The organism is Nocardia jejuensis NBRC 103114, assembly GCF_001613145.1.
In the GTDB taxonomy this organism is placed as follows: domain Bacteria; phylum Actinomycetota; class Actinomycetes; order Mycobacteriales; family Mycobacteriaceae; genus Nocardia; species Nocardia jejuensis.
In genome coordinates this window covers 97,344-113,626 of record NZ_BDBU01000025.1, presented here as the reverse complement: position 1 = coordinate 113,626, position 16,283 = coordinate 97,344, and the positions used below count along the sequence as shown (strand labels likewise).

Genomic DNA, 16,283 nt, shown 5'->3' with positions numbered 1-16,283 from the left:
GGCAGCCGCTGCGGCACAGTGGACGTATGACCACTCCGAAGGGTCCCGAGCGCAAGCCCACCACCCCGCGCGCGAAGGCACAACCGCCGCGCGTCCCCACCGCCGGCGATATCCTCGCCGCCGCACAGGCCGCCGTCGACGCCGCCCAGACCGCCGCCGGAGTGGCGCTGGGCTCGGCCCAGAACGTGGCCGGACAGGCCCTGGATTCGGCACAGTTCACCGCGAGCACCGCCTTCGACACCGCGGTCCGGCTGCCACCGGCCTCCATCCAGCTCGCCGCCCAGCTCCCGGACCTCATCGAGAACCTCACCAGCGCCGTCGAACGCCTCAACTCCACCATCGACCGCCTGGACCGCACCCTCGCTCTCGCCGAACCCGCCTTCGTCGCCTACGACCGCCTGCTGACCCGGCTCGAATCCGCGACCACCATGGCCGAGGAACTCTTCGGCCGTCTGGAGAAGCTCCCCGGCGTCTCCCTGCTGGGCCGTCTCACCGGGCGCGACCAGACGCCTCCCGCGCCGGAGCCCGCACCGAAACCCACTCGCGGCCGTCGGAAATAGTTCCGGCACAGGCGATCAGGGACCGCATGCGGCGGGGCGGATCCTTCACGCTCGCCGCGGAGCGCTCGCCCTGCGTTGCCCGCCGACGAGTAATCGCGGAGCGCGAGCAACCCGGAAGCCCTCGCGAGTCACGCAGAGGGCAGCGGGGCCGTTTCCGGCACGGCCAGGCCGGGGAGCGCGCGCAGGGTGGCGGCGGCCTTCCACACCATTTCCTGGTACTCCTCGTCGGGATCGGAGTCCAGCACGACCGCACCGCCCGCGCCTATGCGCCAGCGGTTCTCGTGCCGGACCGCGGTGCGGATGACGATATTGAGGTCGGCGGTGCCGCCGAGGCCCAGGAAGCCGATGGCGCCCGAATAGATGCCCCGGGCTTCGGTTTCCAGGGTGTCGATGATCTCCATGCTGCGGAGCTTGGGCGCACCCGTCATCGAGCCACCCGGGAAACAGGCTCGGAGGCAGTCGATCACGTCGAGTTCGGGGCGGAGGGTGCCGCGCACGGTGGAGACCAGCTGGTGCAGCGTGGTGTAGGTCTCCACGGCCATGAGTTCGGGAACGTGGACTGTCCCGATCTCGCAGACCCGGCCCAGATCGTTGCGCAGCAGGTCGACGATCATCAGGTTCTCGGCGCGAGTCTTGGGGCTGCGCGCCAACTCCGACGCCAGCCGCTCGTCCTCGATCGGGGTGCGGCCGCGCGGCGCGGTGCCCTTGATCGGCTTGCTCTCCACCGTGCGCGCGCGGTCGAGCTTGAGGAACCGCTCGGGGGAGGAGCAGGCCACCTCCAGGTCGGTGAACCGCAGGAAGGCCGCGTACGGGGCCGGGTTGCAGCGGCGCAGCGTGCGATAGACGTCCAGACCGTCGCTCGCGGCGGGGAGATACGCGCTGTCGGTGATGCAGATTTCGTAGGATTCGCCCGCGTGCAGTTGATCCTGGCTGGCCCGCACATCGGCGAGATAGCGGTCGCGGCCACGGGTCAGCAGCGGGGCCACGGTGCGCTCGTCGGTGCGCAATTCCAGCGGCGGCGGGTTCTCCCAGGTGGGCACCGTGTCCACGAGAGCCCGCGTCGCGGACAGCCAAACCTTCGCGGCCCGAAGGGAATTCGGATCTGTCTCGGCCAGGGACATGAGGTGGGTGCGGCCCGCCTCGTGATCGACCACGATCAGGCGATCGGCGAAGATCCACTGCGCGTCCGGAGTGGGTGCGCGATGGGTGACCGCCGCGCCGCAGTCGGCCTTCATCTCGTAACCGAGATAGCCGACGTACCCGCCCACGAAATCGAAAGGCACATCCGGGAATTCGATTCTTCGGCGGCGTAGCTCCCCGGATAGATACTCGAGCACCCCACCCGGAACCGATCGCGCACCGGCTGCCGATTCCACCTCGACGCTGCCCGAACCCACGCGATACCGGACTGTTTCGGCCAGCGGCCCGGACGCGTCCCCGAGGAACGAGAACCGATCCAGGCCCGGTTCCACGTGCTCGCTGTCGAGCCAGAACGCGGTCGGTGAGTCCCGGTACAACCGCAGGAACACCTCCTCCGCGTCCACCGCCCGCTCCACCACCGTGTGCTCGACCGTGTAGCGGATCTCGGCAGGCATCCCCGCGCCGGTCACACCGATCGACACCGTATGAGCCGCTTCTACATCGGGGCCGGTGGCTCGGTCGCGGCCGGTCGATGCCGCTGCGCCCACATCGATGTCGGGCGACGGCGCCCGCCGATGCTGGCTGTCAGCGGCTGAATTCGACGCTGCATCTCCGTCCTCGGTGATCCGCTCATGGTCGGAACCGATCGATGCTGGTCTGTCCGGTCCGGTATCGGGCGATAATGCTCGCTGACTCTCCGGGCAGGCTTCCGAATTCGACACTTCAGGGCCGCGACCCGTCATGACCTGGTCCGTTCGCGCCGGTGTCGGATCAGGGACGTTCGCGGTATCGGCAGCGCGCGGTGGATTTTCGTCGTGGCCGTCGTGGCCGTCGTGGCCGTCGTGGCGGCGCGCGGCGCGTCTCGTCGGCGCGAACTCGGCGGTCAGGTCGCGGAAGTTCCGCAGCAGGGTCGAGCCGTGTTCGCTCGCAATGGATTCCGGGTGGAACTGCACGCCCCACTGCGGCCGCGTGCGATGGCGCACGCCCATGACCACGCCGTCGGGGGCGGTCGCGGTGACCTCGAGCGCCTCCGGCAGGGGCAGCGTCGCGCTGAGCGAGTGATAGCGCACCGCGGTGAAATCCTGTGGCAGTCCGGCGAACAGATCCCGCCCGTCGTGGGTGATTCGATCCGGGTAGCCGTGCCGCGCCTCGGGAGCGGCGCCCACCACGCCTCCGGCGGCCAGCACGATTCCCTGGTGGCCCAGGCATACCCCGAGCAACGGCAGTCGGGAGTGCGCGATCACGGCGGCGGAGACGCCGAAATCTCGCATGACGTCCGGTCGTCCGGGGCCCGGAGAGATCACGACATTGTCGAACGCGTCCAGATCCAGGTCCGCCGGATCCCGCACCTCGTCGTTGCGGATCACGACGGGCTCTACCCCGTTCACCTCACTGATCAGCTGATACAGGTTGTAGGTGAACGAGTCGTAGTTGTCGATCAACAGCGTGCGCATTTGGCGCGAACTTTACGCCAGCACTCCCGGCTCACCGTGCTTCGACCTGCGCGAACGAGGCGGCCACCACTACTGCTGGCGGATGCCTTCAGTTTGTCCGGTGGCGTACGGCACAATGTGGAGCATGTCTGTAGCGCAGCCGGTCGAAGTGGATCGTGACGTCGTCGATTTCGAGATCGTCGGTAAATGGATGGATGAGCAGGGCTTGCCCGGCGGCGAGTTCGAGAAGGTGCGGCCGCTCGGCGGCGGAACGCAGAACATCATGCTGCGCTTCGAACGCGGCGGCCGCGCCTACGTGCTGCGGCGCGGACCCAAGCACCTGCGTGCCGCCAGCAACAATGTCATCCGCCGCGAATCCCGCATTCTCGGCGCGCTCGACGGCACCGGCGTGCGCGCGCCCCGGGTGATCGCCGCGGGTGCGGACGAATCGCTCATCGGTGCGTACTTCTATCTGATGGAGCCCATCGACGGGTTCAACCCGCAGAACGAACTGCCCGAACTCCACGCGAACGATGCCGAGATCCGGCGGCAGATGGGCCTGTCCGCGGTCGAGGCCATCGCGCGGCTCGGCTCGCTGGACCACGAGGCGCTCGGTCTGGCCGACTACGGCAAGCCCGAGGGTTTCCTGGAGCGTCAGGTGCCGCGCTGGCTCAAGGAACTCGAGTCCTACAGCGCCAACGAGGGCTACACCGGACCGCAGATCCCCGGCGTCGAGGCGGTCGGGGACTGGCTCGATCGCAATCGGCCCAGCGAGTGGAAGCCCGGCATCTTGCACGGGGATTGCCACCTCGCGAACATCATGTTCTCCTACGACGGTCCGCAGGTGGTGGCGCTGGTCGACTGGGAGATGTCCACGATCGGTGACCCGCTGCTGGACCTGGGCTGGCAGATCGCGACCCGCCCCGAGCCCGGCACCACCGGCGCCGCGCTGATCGGCAGTCTCGGCGCGGTCGGCGGGCTGCCGACCGTCGAGGAGATGGTGGCCCACTACGGCAAGTTCTCCGATCGCGATCTCGGCAATGTGCCGTGGTACACGGTGCTCGCCTGCTTCAAGCTCGGCATCGTGCTGGAGGGCACGTACGCGCGCGCGTGTGCGGGCAAGGCGCCCAAGCAGGTCGGTGACTTCCTGCACGCGATCACCCTCGAACTGTTCGAGAAGGCGCGGCGCATCGCGGAGTGAGCGAATCTGTCGCGATCTCGATGCGGCGTGGCGGGATATTGGTGGCCGAAACTTTACTGCCACGATAGGTTATCGGTCATGCCGATCGTTCCCGATGCCAAGGACTGGACCTGGGTCCTCGAACGCGCCTGCCCCGACTGCGGATTCGACCCCGGGACCACCGCCTACGCGGCGGTCCCGGGCATGATCCGCGACAGCGCCGCCCGCCTGAACGCTGTGCTCGACCGCCCGGATGCCGGTGTGCGCCCGGACGATTCGACCTGGTCCGACCTCGAATACGCCGCCCACGTGCGGGATGTGTGCCGAATCTTCGAGCACCGCCTCGACATCGCCCGCACCGCCTCCGCGCGGCCGGGCCCGGTGATCGGCGGCTACGACCCCGACGTCATCGTCGAGGCGGGCGTTCCGATGTTCGCCGATTGGGATCAGGACATCACCGCCGTGGCGGAGAACTATCGCGCGCAGCGGCCGGAGGCGGTCGCCGAGCAGCTGACCTCCGTCGCCGAAACCGCCGCTCGCGCTTTCGAATCCGTTCCACCGGCCGAGCTCGGGCTGATCGCGCGCCGCAGCAACGGTTCGCGGTTCACGGTCGAGACCCTGGCCAAGTACTTCGCCCACGACCTCGTCCATCACGTGCACGACGTGGAGCGCGGCTAGCTTCGGCGCCGGTGGACACCGGCGCGGTCTCGCCTGCATCCGCGAAGTGCCCGCTTCGTCGCGTGAACTGTCGTCGACGCGAAGGTCGTCGGTCCTACTCTGCCGCAGTCGCGTTCACGCGCGGCGGGGATCAGCCGCAGCGCAGCAGGGCGTTGCGCAGATTGCGGGAGCGCACGTCGTCCAGGACCGCCATGCCGAGCCGGTTCATGTTGTAGCCGAAGCCGAGACCCGTTGTGGGATCGGCGAATCCGAAGGAGCCGCCGTAGCCGGTGGTGCCGTAGGCGCGCGAATCGCTGCCGAATCGGAAGCTGCCGCGCGATTTGCGGAAGCCGAGGTGGTATCGGCTGGGCGTCAGCAGCACCAGGTCCTCCGCGGGCACGTCGTCGGCGACCTTCGCGGATGCCAAGCGGGCCAGCAGATCCGGATCGATCGGCAGCTCACCGGTGCCGCCCGCGGCCGCGCCGTACACCCGTGCCAGCGAGCGGGCCGTGCCCACACCACCGGCGGCCGGGCTCTCCACCGACAGGAATTCCCGTCGCGCGCCCCGTGCGGGCGCGCCGACCTGCGGACTGTTCAGGGCACGGAAGGAGAGCCCGCGCTTGGCGTACAGCTGAACACCGATGCGCAGCGGCAGATCCCGCTCGTAGCGCAGCACATCCAGGCCCTGCGTCGCGGACAGCGTGGCGACGCGATCCATCGACACGTCCTCCGGCAGGCCGATGTAGAAGTCGAGCCTCAGCGGCGCGGCGAAGTCCTCGGCGAACACCCGGCCCAGCGTGCGGTGCGCCGGATCGACGCGGCGGATCAACTCGCCCTGATACAGCCCTGCGGTGATCGGGTGATAGCCGTGCCGAGTTCCCGGCTTCCACAACGGTTTCTGCGCGGCCAGCACGACCGCGAGGGCATCCGGGTCGGTCATATCGGTGAGCCGGACCGTGCGGTCCAGGGCCGCCAGCCCCGCCTGATGGTCCAGCAGCTGCCGGACGGTGATCGAGTCCTTGCCGTTGGCGGCGAATTCGGGCCAGTACTTCGCGACCGGGGCCTCGTAGTCCAGCAGGCCCCGTGAGACCGCGGACGCCACCACGAACGCGGCCATGCCCTTGGTGGAGGACCACACCGGGGCCATGGTGTCGCGCTCCCACGACTTGGTGCGCGTGCGATCGCGGTGCCCGGCCCACAGGTCGACCACCGGCTTGTCCCCGGCGTAGACGGAGACCGCGGCGCCGATCTCGCCGTGCTCGGCGAAGTTCCGCCGGAATGCGTCGGCTACCGGACCGAACCCGCTGTCCACCTCACCGTGGACCGTCACCCGCTCGCTCATAGTGCCCGATCGTAACCGCGGCCCCGATCCCGGCGATCGCCCCAATCCGCCAAAATCGCCCACTTCCACATCGGGAGGGCTCAGCGACTGATCCCGGGTGCATGCCATCGATGCCGAGTGGGAACGAGCACCGACGGACTGCCCGGCTACAACAACGACATCGGACCGGGCTGTGAGTCCGGAAGCGGTACGACGACGCGGCCCGCACGCATGCCGCGCGACAAACCTGCCCGGAGGTCGAGTACGCCACGGCCGACTTGCGGAGACGCCGAACAGAGCGGAATTGCCATGACCGGTCGGTGGCGAGGCGGCGAGGCGATGATCGTGCCATCGCATCGGCAGTGCGGCACGGTGGCCGGAGTATCGAGGTGCGCTCGTTGTTGCCGGGATGACTTTCGGCCCGGTGAGACGGTGCCGCTCAGCCGATCACGCGAACCGTCGGATCCCCGGTGATCGATGGTCCGGTCCGGCGTGCGGCCAGGTAGCTGACTTGGGGCTATGAGGTTTTCGACACGAGACCCCTTGGCCTGTCGGCGACTCGAAACCAGGTAGCGTGGCCGGACGTGCCTGGACTAGCTCGGATTACCGGTTCGTTGCTGCGAACCAAACCCGTCGAACAGATCGCCGCGGACGGTGAACACACCGCGCTGCGGCGGAGCATGGGGCTGGTGTCGCTGATCGCGCTGTCGGTCGGCGCGACGCTGGGCACCGGGATCTTCGTGGTGCTGGGCGAGGCCGCGCCGCTGGCGGGTCCGGCCGTGGTCATCTCGTTCGTGGTCGCGGCGCTGGCCGCGTTGTTCTCGGCGCTCTCGTACGCGGAGCTCGCGGGCGCGGTGCCGGTGTCCGGATCGGCCTACTCCTATACCTATGCCACGCTCGGCGAGATCGTCGCCTGGGTGTGCGGATGGTGCCTGCTGCTGGAGTACGGGGTCTCCGTCGCGGCGGTCGCGGTGGGATGGGGTGCGTACCTGAACGAATTCCTCGGCTCGACGGTCGGCTGGCGGATCCCGGATGCGCTGTCCTCGGCGCCCAGCGAGGGCGGAGTCGTCAATCTGCCTGCGGCGGTGGTGGTTCTGATCGCCACGGCGGTGCTGCTGGAAGGCGTGCGCGAGAGCGCGCGGGTCACCACGATCACCACCATGATCAAGATCGCGGTGCTGGTGTTCTTCGTGATCGTGGCGGTCACCGCGTTCGATTCGGGCAATCTGCATCCGTTCGCGCCGGCCGGGGTCGCGGGCATCACCTCGGCGGCGTCGATGGTGTTCTTCTCGTTCATCGGCTTCGACGCGGCGTCCACCGCCGGTGAGGAGGCCCGGAACCCGCAGCGGGATCTGCCCCGCGCCATCATCATCTCGCTCGGCATCGTCACCCTGATGTACGTGCTCGTCGCCCTGACCGCGGTCGGCGCGTCCGGAATCGACGGCGTCGGCGGGTCCGGGGCGTCACTGGCGACCGTGCTGGAGCAGGTGACCGGAAAGAGTTGGCCCGCAACCATTCTCGCCGCCGGAGCGGTGGTCGCGATCGCGTCGGTGGTGCTGACCGTGCTGTACGGGCAGACCCGAATCCTGGTGTCCATGTCCCGGGACGGGCTGATGCCGAGGGTGCTCTCGCGCGTGGGCGCCAAGCAGGTGCCGACCACCAATATCCTCGTGGTCGGCGGCGTGGTGGCGGTGCTCTCGGCGCTGATCCCGCTCGGAGAACTGGTGAACGCCACCAATATCGGCACGCTGGTGTCGTTCGGGCTGGTGAATGTCGGCGTGCTGGTGCTGCGCCGGACCAAACCCGATCTGCCGCGCACCTTCCGGACGCTGGTGCCGCTGGTGCCGGTGCTGGGCGTCGGAATGTGTGTGTACCTGCTGGCTCATCTGCCCGGTGTCACCTGGCTGGCGTTCGCGCTGTGGTCGGCGGTCGGGCTGGTGGTCTATTTCGGGTATGGGCGTCGCCGCTCGGCGCTGAACCGTGTGACATCCGGTGAAAGTGGTGCGCCGGACTCGGATTCGTAGCCCGACCGCGCCGCGGCGAACGTACCCTCGGGCTCGGAATGCGCGGGCGAGCACATCGGCAGGGTCGGCGGCACTCGGGAGTCACGGTCGATGGCGCTCGGCCGGTCGGAACCTAGGTCGTCGACGGGCGCGCCGTGGCCCCCGAACGCGGGACTCGGGATCGACTCGTAGGCTCGAGGTGTGCGAGCGCTGGAGCAGATCAAACGGTGGCCGGTTCGACATGCGGCCGGGGGAGTCGTGGTCCGGGACCGCGGTGTGGTCGATACCGAGGGTGACCTCGATCGCGTGTTCAAGCTCGCGTCGGTGACCAAACCCCTTGTGGCGTACGCGGTCCTGGTCGCGGTCCAGGAGGGTGCGATCGAGCTCGATCAGCCCGCCGGTCCGCCCGGGTCGACGGTGCGGCATCTGCTGGCGCACACCTCCGGCCTGGCCTTCGACACCACCGAGGTGCTGGCCGAACCCGGCGCGCGGCGAATCTACTCGAGCGCCGGATTCGAAGTGCTGGCCGAATTCGTGGCCGCGCAGAGCGGGATCGCGTTCGAGCGGTATCTGCACGAGGCGGTGTTCGAACCGCTGGGGATGAATTCGTCAACGCTGGAGGGGCCGGCGGGGCACGCGGGTAAGTCCTCTGTCGCAGATCTCCTGCGGTTCGCTGGTGAATTGCTGAATCCGACGGTATTGAGTTCGGAGCTGGTCGCCGAGGCATCCACAGTGCAGTTCCCGGATCGCAACGGCGTGCTCCCCGGTTACGGATCGCAGCGACCCAATGACTGGGGATTGGGATTCGAGATCCGCGATCACAAACTGCCGCACTGGACGGGCAGCTCGAATTCGCCGGGCACGTTCGGGCACTTCGGGCAGTCGGGGACGTTCCTCTGGGTGGACCCGGAGGTGGGTATGGCGTGCCTGTCGCTGGCGGACGAAAATTTCGGAGATTGGGCCAGAATCGCGTGGCCGGCGCTCAGCGACGCCGTGATCGCGGAGTTTGGCTAGTACGCGCCGTATTTCCGTGGAAACGCGACACGTCCGTGAAGCAACACTCGTAACACCGGGCACTCCAGTAAACTCGGGCATCGCCGCTCGGCGGGGAAGTTGGGGAAGACGTCCCTCGTCCGAGCCGGAGGTGTCAGTGGTGCGCGTGTCGAGTCAGTTCGCGGAGGCGACGTCTGGAGTCGTGTACATCCATGCATCGCCGGCCGCGCTGTGCCCGCATATCGAATGGGCGCTCACATCCACCCTCAAGGCCCCCTCGAAACTGCGGTGGACCAGCCAGCCGGCGGCCGCCGGAAGCCTGCGTGCCACCACTGATTGGTACGGGCCGGTCGGTACCGGTGGTCGGATAGCCAAGGCATTGCGAGACTGGCCGATTCTGTGTTTCGAAATCACCGAGGACCCCAGCGAGGGCGTCGACGGGCAGCGATACAGCTTCGTCCCAGGCCTCGGACTGTGGCACGGGGCCACCAGCGCCAACGGTGACGTCATGGTCGGTGAGATGCGGCTGCGCGCCATCGTCGCCGAAGCCCGCGATCGTGGCCGCTCCTCCGCCCAGGACATCGCCGCCGAGATCGACAGCGCCCTCGGCACCGCCTGGGACGACGAACTCGAGCCCTACCGCCTCGGCGGCGAGGGCGCCGAGGTCACCTGGCTCCGCCGCGACGTCGGCTGAGGTCGACCGCAACCCTGCCCTCGGGACGATCTCTGTTCGTCCCGTCCATTCGCGGGTACTCGGGGCGCACCGGCCCGCGCGTTGTGACCGCCCCCGCGACCCGGATCCGGGCAGAATGCGAAGCGGCCACTGGAAATCCCGCGGGGGACGACAAGGAGAGCTCGTGCGACACACCGCAGCAAGGATCGCCCTCGGAACTCTGACCGCCGCGCTGGCTTTCGGGCTTTCCGCCTGCAACGACACCTCCAGCAGCAGCCCGGCGGCCGCCACCGGGACCGCGAGTACCAGCACCGCGAGTTTGGCCCCCGCGACCTCCGCCTCGGCCTTCCCGGCCGCCGGCCACGAGCTCGCCGAGTGCGGCACCGGCCCCTGGGGCCTGGCCATCGTCGCCAGCACCGCCAAGGGGAACGAGTTCTGCCAGACCGCCGCCGAGGTCGTCAACGCCTACGCCACCGAACGCACCAAGAAGGCCGACGGCGACATAGCGGTCACGGTCGCCGATATCCGCTGGGTCTGCGGCGAGCGTCAGGGCGACCCCAACCCGTACCAGGAATGCGCCAGCCAGAACGAGTCCGCCGAAGAGATCCGCCTGGTCTCCTGACGTCCCTGCCGCAGCTCGGAGACAAGAAAAGGCGGCCTCCACCGGAGGCCGCCTTTCCTGTTGCCGCGTAAGGGATTACAGCGGGATGTTCTTGTTGTGCTGCGGTCGCGAAGGCGCTGCGGCCAGGGCCGCGGCGATCACCGAGCGGGTCTTGGCGGGGTCGATGACCTCGTCCACGACGCCGATGGCCACGGCACGCTCGACACCGCCGGCGACGGCCTCGTGCTCCGCGGTGAGCCGCTCGAGGAGGGCTTCCCGCTCGTGTTCCGGCGCTGCGGCGATGGCCTTCTTGTGCAGGATGCCGACCGCGGCCTTGGCGCCCATGACGGCGACTTCGGAACCGGGCCAGGCGTATACGGCCGTCGCGCCCAGGGAACGGGCGTTCATGGCGATGTAGGCGCCGCCGTAGATCTTGCGGGTCACCAGGGTGACACGGGGGACGCGAGCCTCGGCGAAGGCGTGCAGGAGCTTCGCGCCGCGGCGGACCACGCCCTCGAACTCCATGCTGACCCCGGGCAGGTAGCCGGGAACGTCGGTGACGACGATCATCGGGATGCCGAACGCGTTGCACAGGCGCACGAAACGCGCTGCCTTCTCGGCACTTTCGGAGTTGAGGCAACCACCCAGGCGGATCGGGTTGTTGGCCAGTACGCCGACGGTGCGCCCCGCGAGCCGACCCAGGCCGGTGACGATGCTGCGGGCGTAGCCGCCCTGCATCTCCTCGAAAGTGCTTTCGCCGTCGACATTGTCGAGCAGTTCGTGGATGACCGGCTTGACGTCGTAGGCGCGCTTGGCGGAGGCGGGCATCAGGGCCTTGAGGTCCACGTCGCCGTGTTCGGCGGCGACCAGGTCGAAGGCACCCTGCTCGGCGAACATGGAGACCAGGCGACGGCCGCGGTGCATGGCGTCGGCCTCGTCATCGGCGACGATGTGGCACACGCCGGACTTCTTGCCGTGGGTGACCGGTCCACCGAGGGTCTCCATGTCCACGTTCTCGCCGGTCACCGAACGCACGACGTCCGGTCCGGTGACGAAGACACGGCCTTCGGGGGCCATGATCACGATGTCGGTCAGCGCGGGACCGTAGGCGGCGCCACCGGCCGCGAAGCCGAGCACCACGGAAATCTGGGGGACCTGGCCGGACGCGCGGACCATGGCCTCGAAGACCAGGCCGACCGCGTGCAGCGCCTCCACACCTTCTGCGAGGCGGGCGCCGCCGGAATGCCAGATGCCGACAACAGGAGTCTTGGAGTCGATCGCGGTATCGATCGCGTCGACGATGTGCTTGCAGCCTTCCACGCCCATCGCGCCGCCCATGACGGTGGCGTCGGAGCAGTAGGCGACGGTACGGACGCCGTCGACCTCGCCGATCGCGGCGAGCACGCCGGACTTGTCGCGAGGGTGCAGCGGCAGAACGGTTCCGGGATCGAAGAAGCGCTGCAACCGGCCCAGCGGGTCACGGGGATCGGTCGCGGTGTCAGCGTGTGCGGGAGCCATTATGGTCATCGCGGACTCTCCTCTGAAGGAAGGTGCGGTCGCTGAGAGCGGCTGCGAAATGTCTATCCCAACGGGGGCTCCGGGTGCGGGATCTCCATCCGGAACCCCCGTCGGGACTGCGTGTCTTACAAACCGGTTCGGATCACCGGTGGAAACCGGGAATCAGTACCGGCCGAAGGCGAGCGCGACATTGTGCCCACCGAAACCGAAAGAGTTGTTGATCGCGTACTCGATATCCTGACGGCGAGCTTCGCCGTGCACGATATCCAGGTCGATCTCCGGATCCTGGTTCTCGAGGTTCAGCGTCGGAGGGACGATGCCGTCCCGGATGCTGAGGACCGTGAGTACCGACTCGAGCGCGCCGACGGCGCCGATCGAGTGGCCCAGGGCGGACTTGGGTGCGTACACCGAGGCGTGCGAGACGCCGGCCTTGTGAATCGCGTTCTTCTCCGCGGTGTCACCGATGGGGGTGGCAGTCGCGTGAGCGTTGACGTGGGTGATGTCCTTCGCGGTCAGACCTGCGGTCTGAATCGCACGGGACATCGCCCGACCGGCTCCGCTGCCCTCCGGATCCGGCGCCACCAGGTGGAAGCCGTCCGAAGTGATACCCGCGCCCATGACTCGGGCGTGGATCGTGGCACCACGGGCCTTGGCGTGCTCTTCGGTCTCGAGGACCATGAGCGCGCCCGCTTCGCCGAAGACGAAGCCGTCGCGATCCTTGTCGAAGGGACGCGAGGCGCCCTTCGGGTCATCGTTGCGGGTGCTCATCGCACGCATCATGGAGAACGCCGCGATCGGCACCGCATCGATGAAACCTTCGACGCCACCGGTGACCATGATGTCCGCGTCACCCATGACGATCATGCGCCACGCGTTAGCAATGGCTTCCGAACCCGACGAGCACGCCGAAACCGGAGTGATCACTCCTGCGCGGGCCTGGAGTTCGAGACCGACGACCGCGGACGGACCGTTCGGCATGACCATCTGAACAGCCAGCGGCGAAATCTTGCGATAGCCACCGTTCTTCAGCTTGTCGACCGAATCGATCAGCGCGTCGCCGCCGCCGAGACCGGTACCGATGGCCACACCCAGCCGCAGCGGGTCGACCTCCGGAGAACCGGCGTTCTTCCACACCTCGCGACCGAGAACGGTCGCGAGCTGCTCGACGTACGCCATGCGCCGGCACTCGACTCGACTGAGCAGAGTGTCCGGCCGAACCTTCAGATGACCGCCGATGCGGACCGGAAGGTCGTACTCGGCGACGAAGTCATCTTCGAGAACGTCGATTCCGCTCTCGCCGTTCAACAGGCCCTTCCACGTCGCATCGACGTCACCCGCGATCGACGTGGTCGCCGCAAGGCTAGTTACGACGACGTTGGGGAAGTTCCCGTTCAAAGTGGAAGGAGTGGTCACAGTGTCGGTTCCTACTCGCTACCGAACTTGGCCTTGAGCTCGCCGGCCGCGTCAGCGTTCTCGGCCTCGAGCTTCTGGATGTAAGCAACGGCGTCGCCGACGGTCTTCAGGCTCGCGAGATCCTCGTCGGGGATCTTCACGCCGTACTTGTCCTCGGTCTGAACGGCGATCTCGACCATCGACAGGGAGTCGATGTCCAGGTCGTCGACGAAGGACTTCTCGATGGTCACCTCGGAGGGCTCGATACCGGTCACCTCTTCGATGATCTTGCCGAGCTCTTCGACGATCTGTTCCTGGGTCAGAGCGGCCACTTTGGTGGCTCCCTTCTTAATCCTGTTGATGGGTCGGGATTGTGTTGTGAATCTTGCGGCCCGTTGGCACTCCGTCGCCGTTGAAGGAGTAGGGCCGCGAGTCAAGCTAGTCCGTGGTGTTGAGTTCGACCAGCGCGGGGATGTCCGCGGGGGTCTTCAGCGCCAGATTCGGGGTGCCCTTGAGCTCCCGTTTGGCGATTCCGACCAGGGTTCCGGCCGGTGGCAGCTCTGCCACCGCGGAAACTCCCGCCGCGCGAACGGTTTCGGTGCACAGGTCCCAGCGCACGGGGCGCGTGACCTGAGCAGCGAGCTTGTCGATCGCGTCCTGTCCGGAGACGACCGGCTTGCCGTCGAAGTTCGACAGCAGAACCCGGGTCGGCTCGCCGGGAGCGATCTGAGCAATGGCCGCGGCCACGGCTTCCTGGGCAGGAGCCATGAATGCGGTGTGGAAGGCGCCGGCTACCGGGAGGGCCCGGATCCGAGCCTTCTCGGGCGGGTTGGCCGCGAGTTCTGCCAACGCGTCCAACGTACCCGCGGCCACGATCTGTCCGACCGCGTTGCGGTTGGCCGGGATCAGGCCGAGCTCTTCGAGCCGGGCGAGCACGGCGGCTTCGTCACCACCGAGAACCGCGGACATTCCGGTCGGCTCCAGCGCGCAAGCCTTGGCCATCTCCGCTCCGCGGATGGCGGCCAATGTCACCGCGTCGTCGGCGGAGATGACTCCGGCGACGGCAGCGGCGGCAAGTTCACCGACCGAGTGTCCGGCGACGATGGTATCCGCGGGAAGCGAATCCTGGGGGATTTCCGCGAACGCGAGCAGAGCCGCCGCCACGACCAGCGGCTGAGTCACCGCGGTGTCGGTGATCTCCTCCGCGGTCGCGGTGGTGCCCAACCTGGCGAGGTCGAGTCCCGAAGCCTTCGACCACAGCGCGATTCGATCAGCCGCGCCGGGCAGTTCAAGCCACGGAGTGAGCATGCCTGGTGTCTGAGACCCCTGTCCTGGGGCGAACAACGCGAGTGTCACGCCTCTAAGAGAACACTGTGGCGGGGGTCTCGAGAGATGTCGGCGCGAATGAAGGTTTGTCGGCAGTTTTGTGGGGTGTCCACAAAAGGGCAAGTGGGTTGGGCGGATCGTCCGATTCCTGGATCTCGTTACATCCCATCTTTGGGATCTGTGACGGGAGCGACATCTGGGGCAGAAGTGGGTGATTCGTTACGAGTTCTTGTCAGCCTGCCTACTGTGGCGGCGATTCGTAACACGTAGGCATCGCGCGGATTCATCGGATCCCGACCTGTGACGTCGGCGATTTTCTTCAGGCGATAGCGCACGGTATTTGGATGGATGTACAGCTGGCGGGCACAAGTCTCGACGGCTCCACCGCAGTCCAGATACGCGTCCAAGGTGTTGGCCAAGTCCGCGCTGGCGGCCAACGGTAACACGAGTGAGTTGTTCAGGGCGTCTATCGCCGCCCGGTCTCCCAGCAGCGCCCGTTCGGGCAACAATTCCGACGCGTGCACCGGGCGTGGCGCGACCGGCCAGCCCACCACGGCCTCCATTCCGGCCATGGCCTCCACCGCGCTGACATGCGCCGCGGACAGCGTGCGAGTGGTCGGGCCGATCACGACGGGACCACTGGAGAACACCTCGCTGAGCAAGTCCGAGAGAAAAGGAGAGGGGTGGAGCGGATCGCCGAGGTGTCCGCTGACCACCATCACCAGGCGCGAACCCTGCACCACGGCAAGGGCATTGCGGCCGTGCCGCGCCGCCACCGCGTGTACCGAACTGCCCACCGCCACCTGATCTTTGGGGGGTGTGCCGACCAGAACTGTCGCGGGCGCGGTGGCGTCCCAGTTGAGAGTCGCTGCGCGGGAAAGCATTTCGGGGCCGGTATCGCCGCGCACCACGGCGTCGACGACCAACGCCTCCAGTCGGGTGTCCCACGCGCCGCGCGATTCCGCGGCGCTGGCGTACACCGAGGCGGCCGCGAAACCGAGCTCGCGCCCGTATCGCAGTACCGCCTCGGTGAGTGCCACCAGCTGCCGGTCGTTGCGCGCCAACGCCGGCAGCCACTGCTCGAAGAACTCCATGGCCACGCGGACCATGTCGACGGTCTGGCGCAGCGTGAGCCGCCGCGCCAGATCGTCGGGGATCACCTGGAAGGCGTCCAGGCTGAACCGGATATCGCTTTCCGGATCCTGCAGCCACTCCAGAAAGTTCACCACCGCGGTCTGCACCAGCATCTGGACGCCGGCGCGCTGGGCGGCGTCCAGATTGGCGAAGAACGGCAACCGATCCTGCATGGAGGAAACAGCCTCGGTCGACAGGCGACCGGAGAACTGCTTCACCCTTTTGAGCAGTGTGTCCGGGAGCGGATCCCGGGTCTGCCGGTTCGGAGAAAGCGCACCGGTGGGCAGGTACACCTCGTGTTCGGAGGAACCTTCGTTGATCCGGCGCGGTTTCGGCGGTTTACGTTCCACAG

Annotated in this window: 14 protein-coding genes; 7 read left to right on the top strand and 7 right to left on the bottom strand. The window is 67.8% G+C overall.

The features are described 5' to 3' along the window. Positions 1 to 26: 26 nt before the first annotated feature. Positions 27 to 560: a hypothetical protein gene (locus tag NJ1_RS20915; protein WP_084478577.1), complete on the top strand. Its 534-nt coding sequence runs from the start codon at positions 27 to 29 to the stop codon at positions 558 to 560. A gap of 128 nt (positions 561 to 688) precedes the next feature. Here NJ1_RS20915 and pabB read toward each other — a convergent pair whose 3' ends face one another. After that, on the bottom strand, positions 689 to 3,154 hold the full coding sequence (gene pabB, locus NJ1_RS20910) for an aminodeoxychorismate synthase component I (protein ID WP_067697003.1): 2,466 nt from the start codon (positions 3,152 to 3,154) through the stop codon (positions 689 to 691). A 115-nt stretch (positions 3,155 to 3,269) separates the two neighbouring features. On the opposite strand from pabB, the gene NJ1_RS20905 reads away from it, so the two are divergent. Together NJ1_RS20905 and NJ1_RS20900 are read left to right on the top strand one after the other, a co-directional pair. After that, a complete protein-coding gene (locus NJ1_RS20905; RefSeq protein ID WP_084478576.1) occupies positions 3,270 to 4,334 on the top strand; it encodes a phosphotransferase family protein in 1,065 nt (354 codons plus the stop codon). A gap of 78 nt (positions 4,335 to 4,412) precedes the next feature. Then, complete coding sequence (locus NJ1_RS20900; RefSeq protein WP_067696999.1) at positions 4,413 to 4,991, top strand: DinB family protein; 579 nt, start codon at positions 4,413 to 4,415, stop codon at positions 4,989 to 4,991. Positions 4,992 to 5,121: 130 nt separating this feature from the next. On the opposite strand, the gene NJ1_RS20895 is transcribed toward NJ1_RS20900, so the two are convergent. Then, on the bottom strand, positions 5,122 to 6,312 hold the full coding sequence (locus NJ1_RS20895; protein WP_067696997.1) for a serine hydrolase domain-containing protein: 1,191 nt from the start codon (positions 6,310 to 6,312) through the stop codon (positions 5,122 to 5,124). Positions 6,313 to 6,875: 563 nt separating this feature from the next. On the opposite strand from NJ1_RS20895, the gene NJ1_RS20890 reads away from it, so the two are divergent. From NJ1_RS20890 to NJ1_RS40855, 4 genes are all read left to right on the top strand, one after another. Continuing rightward, the gene (locus NJ1_RS20890) at positions 6,876 to 8,315 is read left to right on the top strand and encodes an amino acid permease (RefSeq protein ID WP_067696994.1); all 1,440 of its coding nucleotides are present in this window, start codon (positions 6,876 to 6,878) and stop codon (positions 8,313 to 8,315) included. Positions 8,316 to 8,495: 180 nt separating this feature from the next. Next, entirely contained in the window at positions 8,496 to 9,308 is an 813-nt protein-coding gene (locus tag NJ1_RS20885; RefSeq protein ID WP_067696992.1) for a serine hydrolase domain-containing protein, read from the top strand. 139 nt (positions 9,309 to 9,447) lie between these two features. Next, positions 9,448 to 9,981, top strand: coding sequence for a DUF3145 domain-containing protein (locus NJ1_RS20880; protein ID WP_067697175.1), 534 nt, complete (start codon positions 9,448 to 9,450; stop codon positions 9,979 to 9,981). Between the two features lie 163 nt (positions 9,982 to 10,144). Then, positions 10,145 to 10,582, top strand: coding sequence for a hypothetical protein (locus tag NJ1_RS40855; protein WP_067696990.1), 438 nt, complete (start codon positions 10,145 to 10,147; stop codon positions 10,580 to 10,582). A 75-nt stretch (positions 10,583 to 10,657) separates the two neighbouring features. Here NJ1_RS40855 and NJ1_RS20870 read toward each other — a convergent pair whose 3' ends face one another. From NJ1_RS20870 to NJ1_RS20850, 5 genes are all read right to left on the bottom strand, one after another. Continuing rightward, positions 10,658 to 12,088 (bottom strand): acyl-CoA carboxylase subunit beta, encoded by a 1,431-nt coding sequence (locus NJ1_RS20870; RefSeq protein WP_067696988.1) that lies wholly within the window; start codon positions 12,086 to 12,088, stop codon positions 10,658 to 10,660. 153 nt (positions 12,089 to 12,241) lie between these two features. Further along, positions 12,242 to 13,492, bottom strand: coding sequence for a KasA/KasB family beta-ketoacyl-ACP synthase (locus tag NJ1_RS20865; protein ID WP_067696986.1), 1,251 nt, complete (start codon positions 13,490 to 13,492; stop codon positions 12,242 to 12,244). An 11-nt stretch (positions 13,493 to 13,503) separates the two neighbouring features. Further along, complete coding sequence (gene acpM, locus NJ1_RS20860; RefSeq protein ID WP_067696984.1) at positions 13,504 to 13,803, bottom strand: meromycolate extension acyl carrier protein AcpM; 300 nt, start codon at positions 13,801 to 13,803, stop codon at positions 13,504 to 13,506. A 106-nt stretch (positions 13,804 to 13,909) separates the two neighbouring features. Further along, positions 13,910 to 14,827: an ACP S-malonyltransferase gene (locus tag NJ1_RS20855; protein WP_084478575.1), complete on the bottom strand. Its 918-nt coding sequence runs from the start codon at positions 14,825 to 14,827 to the stop codon at positions 13,910 to 13,912. 128 nt (positions 14,828 to 14,955) lie between these two features. Beyond that, complete coding sequence (locus tag NJ1_RS20850) at positions 14,956 to 16,251, bottom strand: PucR family transcriptional regulator (RefSeq protein WP_422615765.1); 1,296 nt, start codon at positions 16,249 to 16,251, stop codon at positions 14,956 to 14,958. Positions 16,252 to 16,283 lie beyond the last annotated feature (32 nt).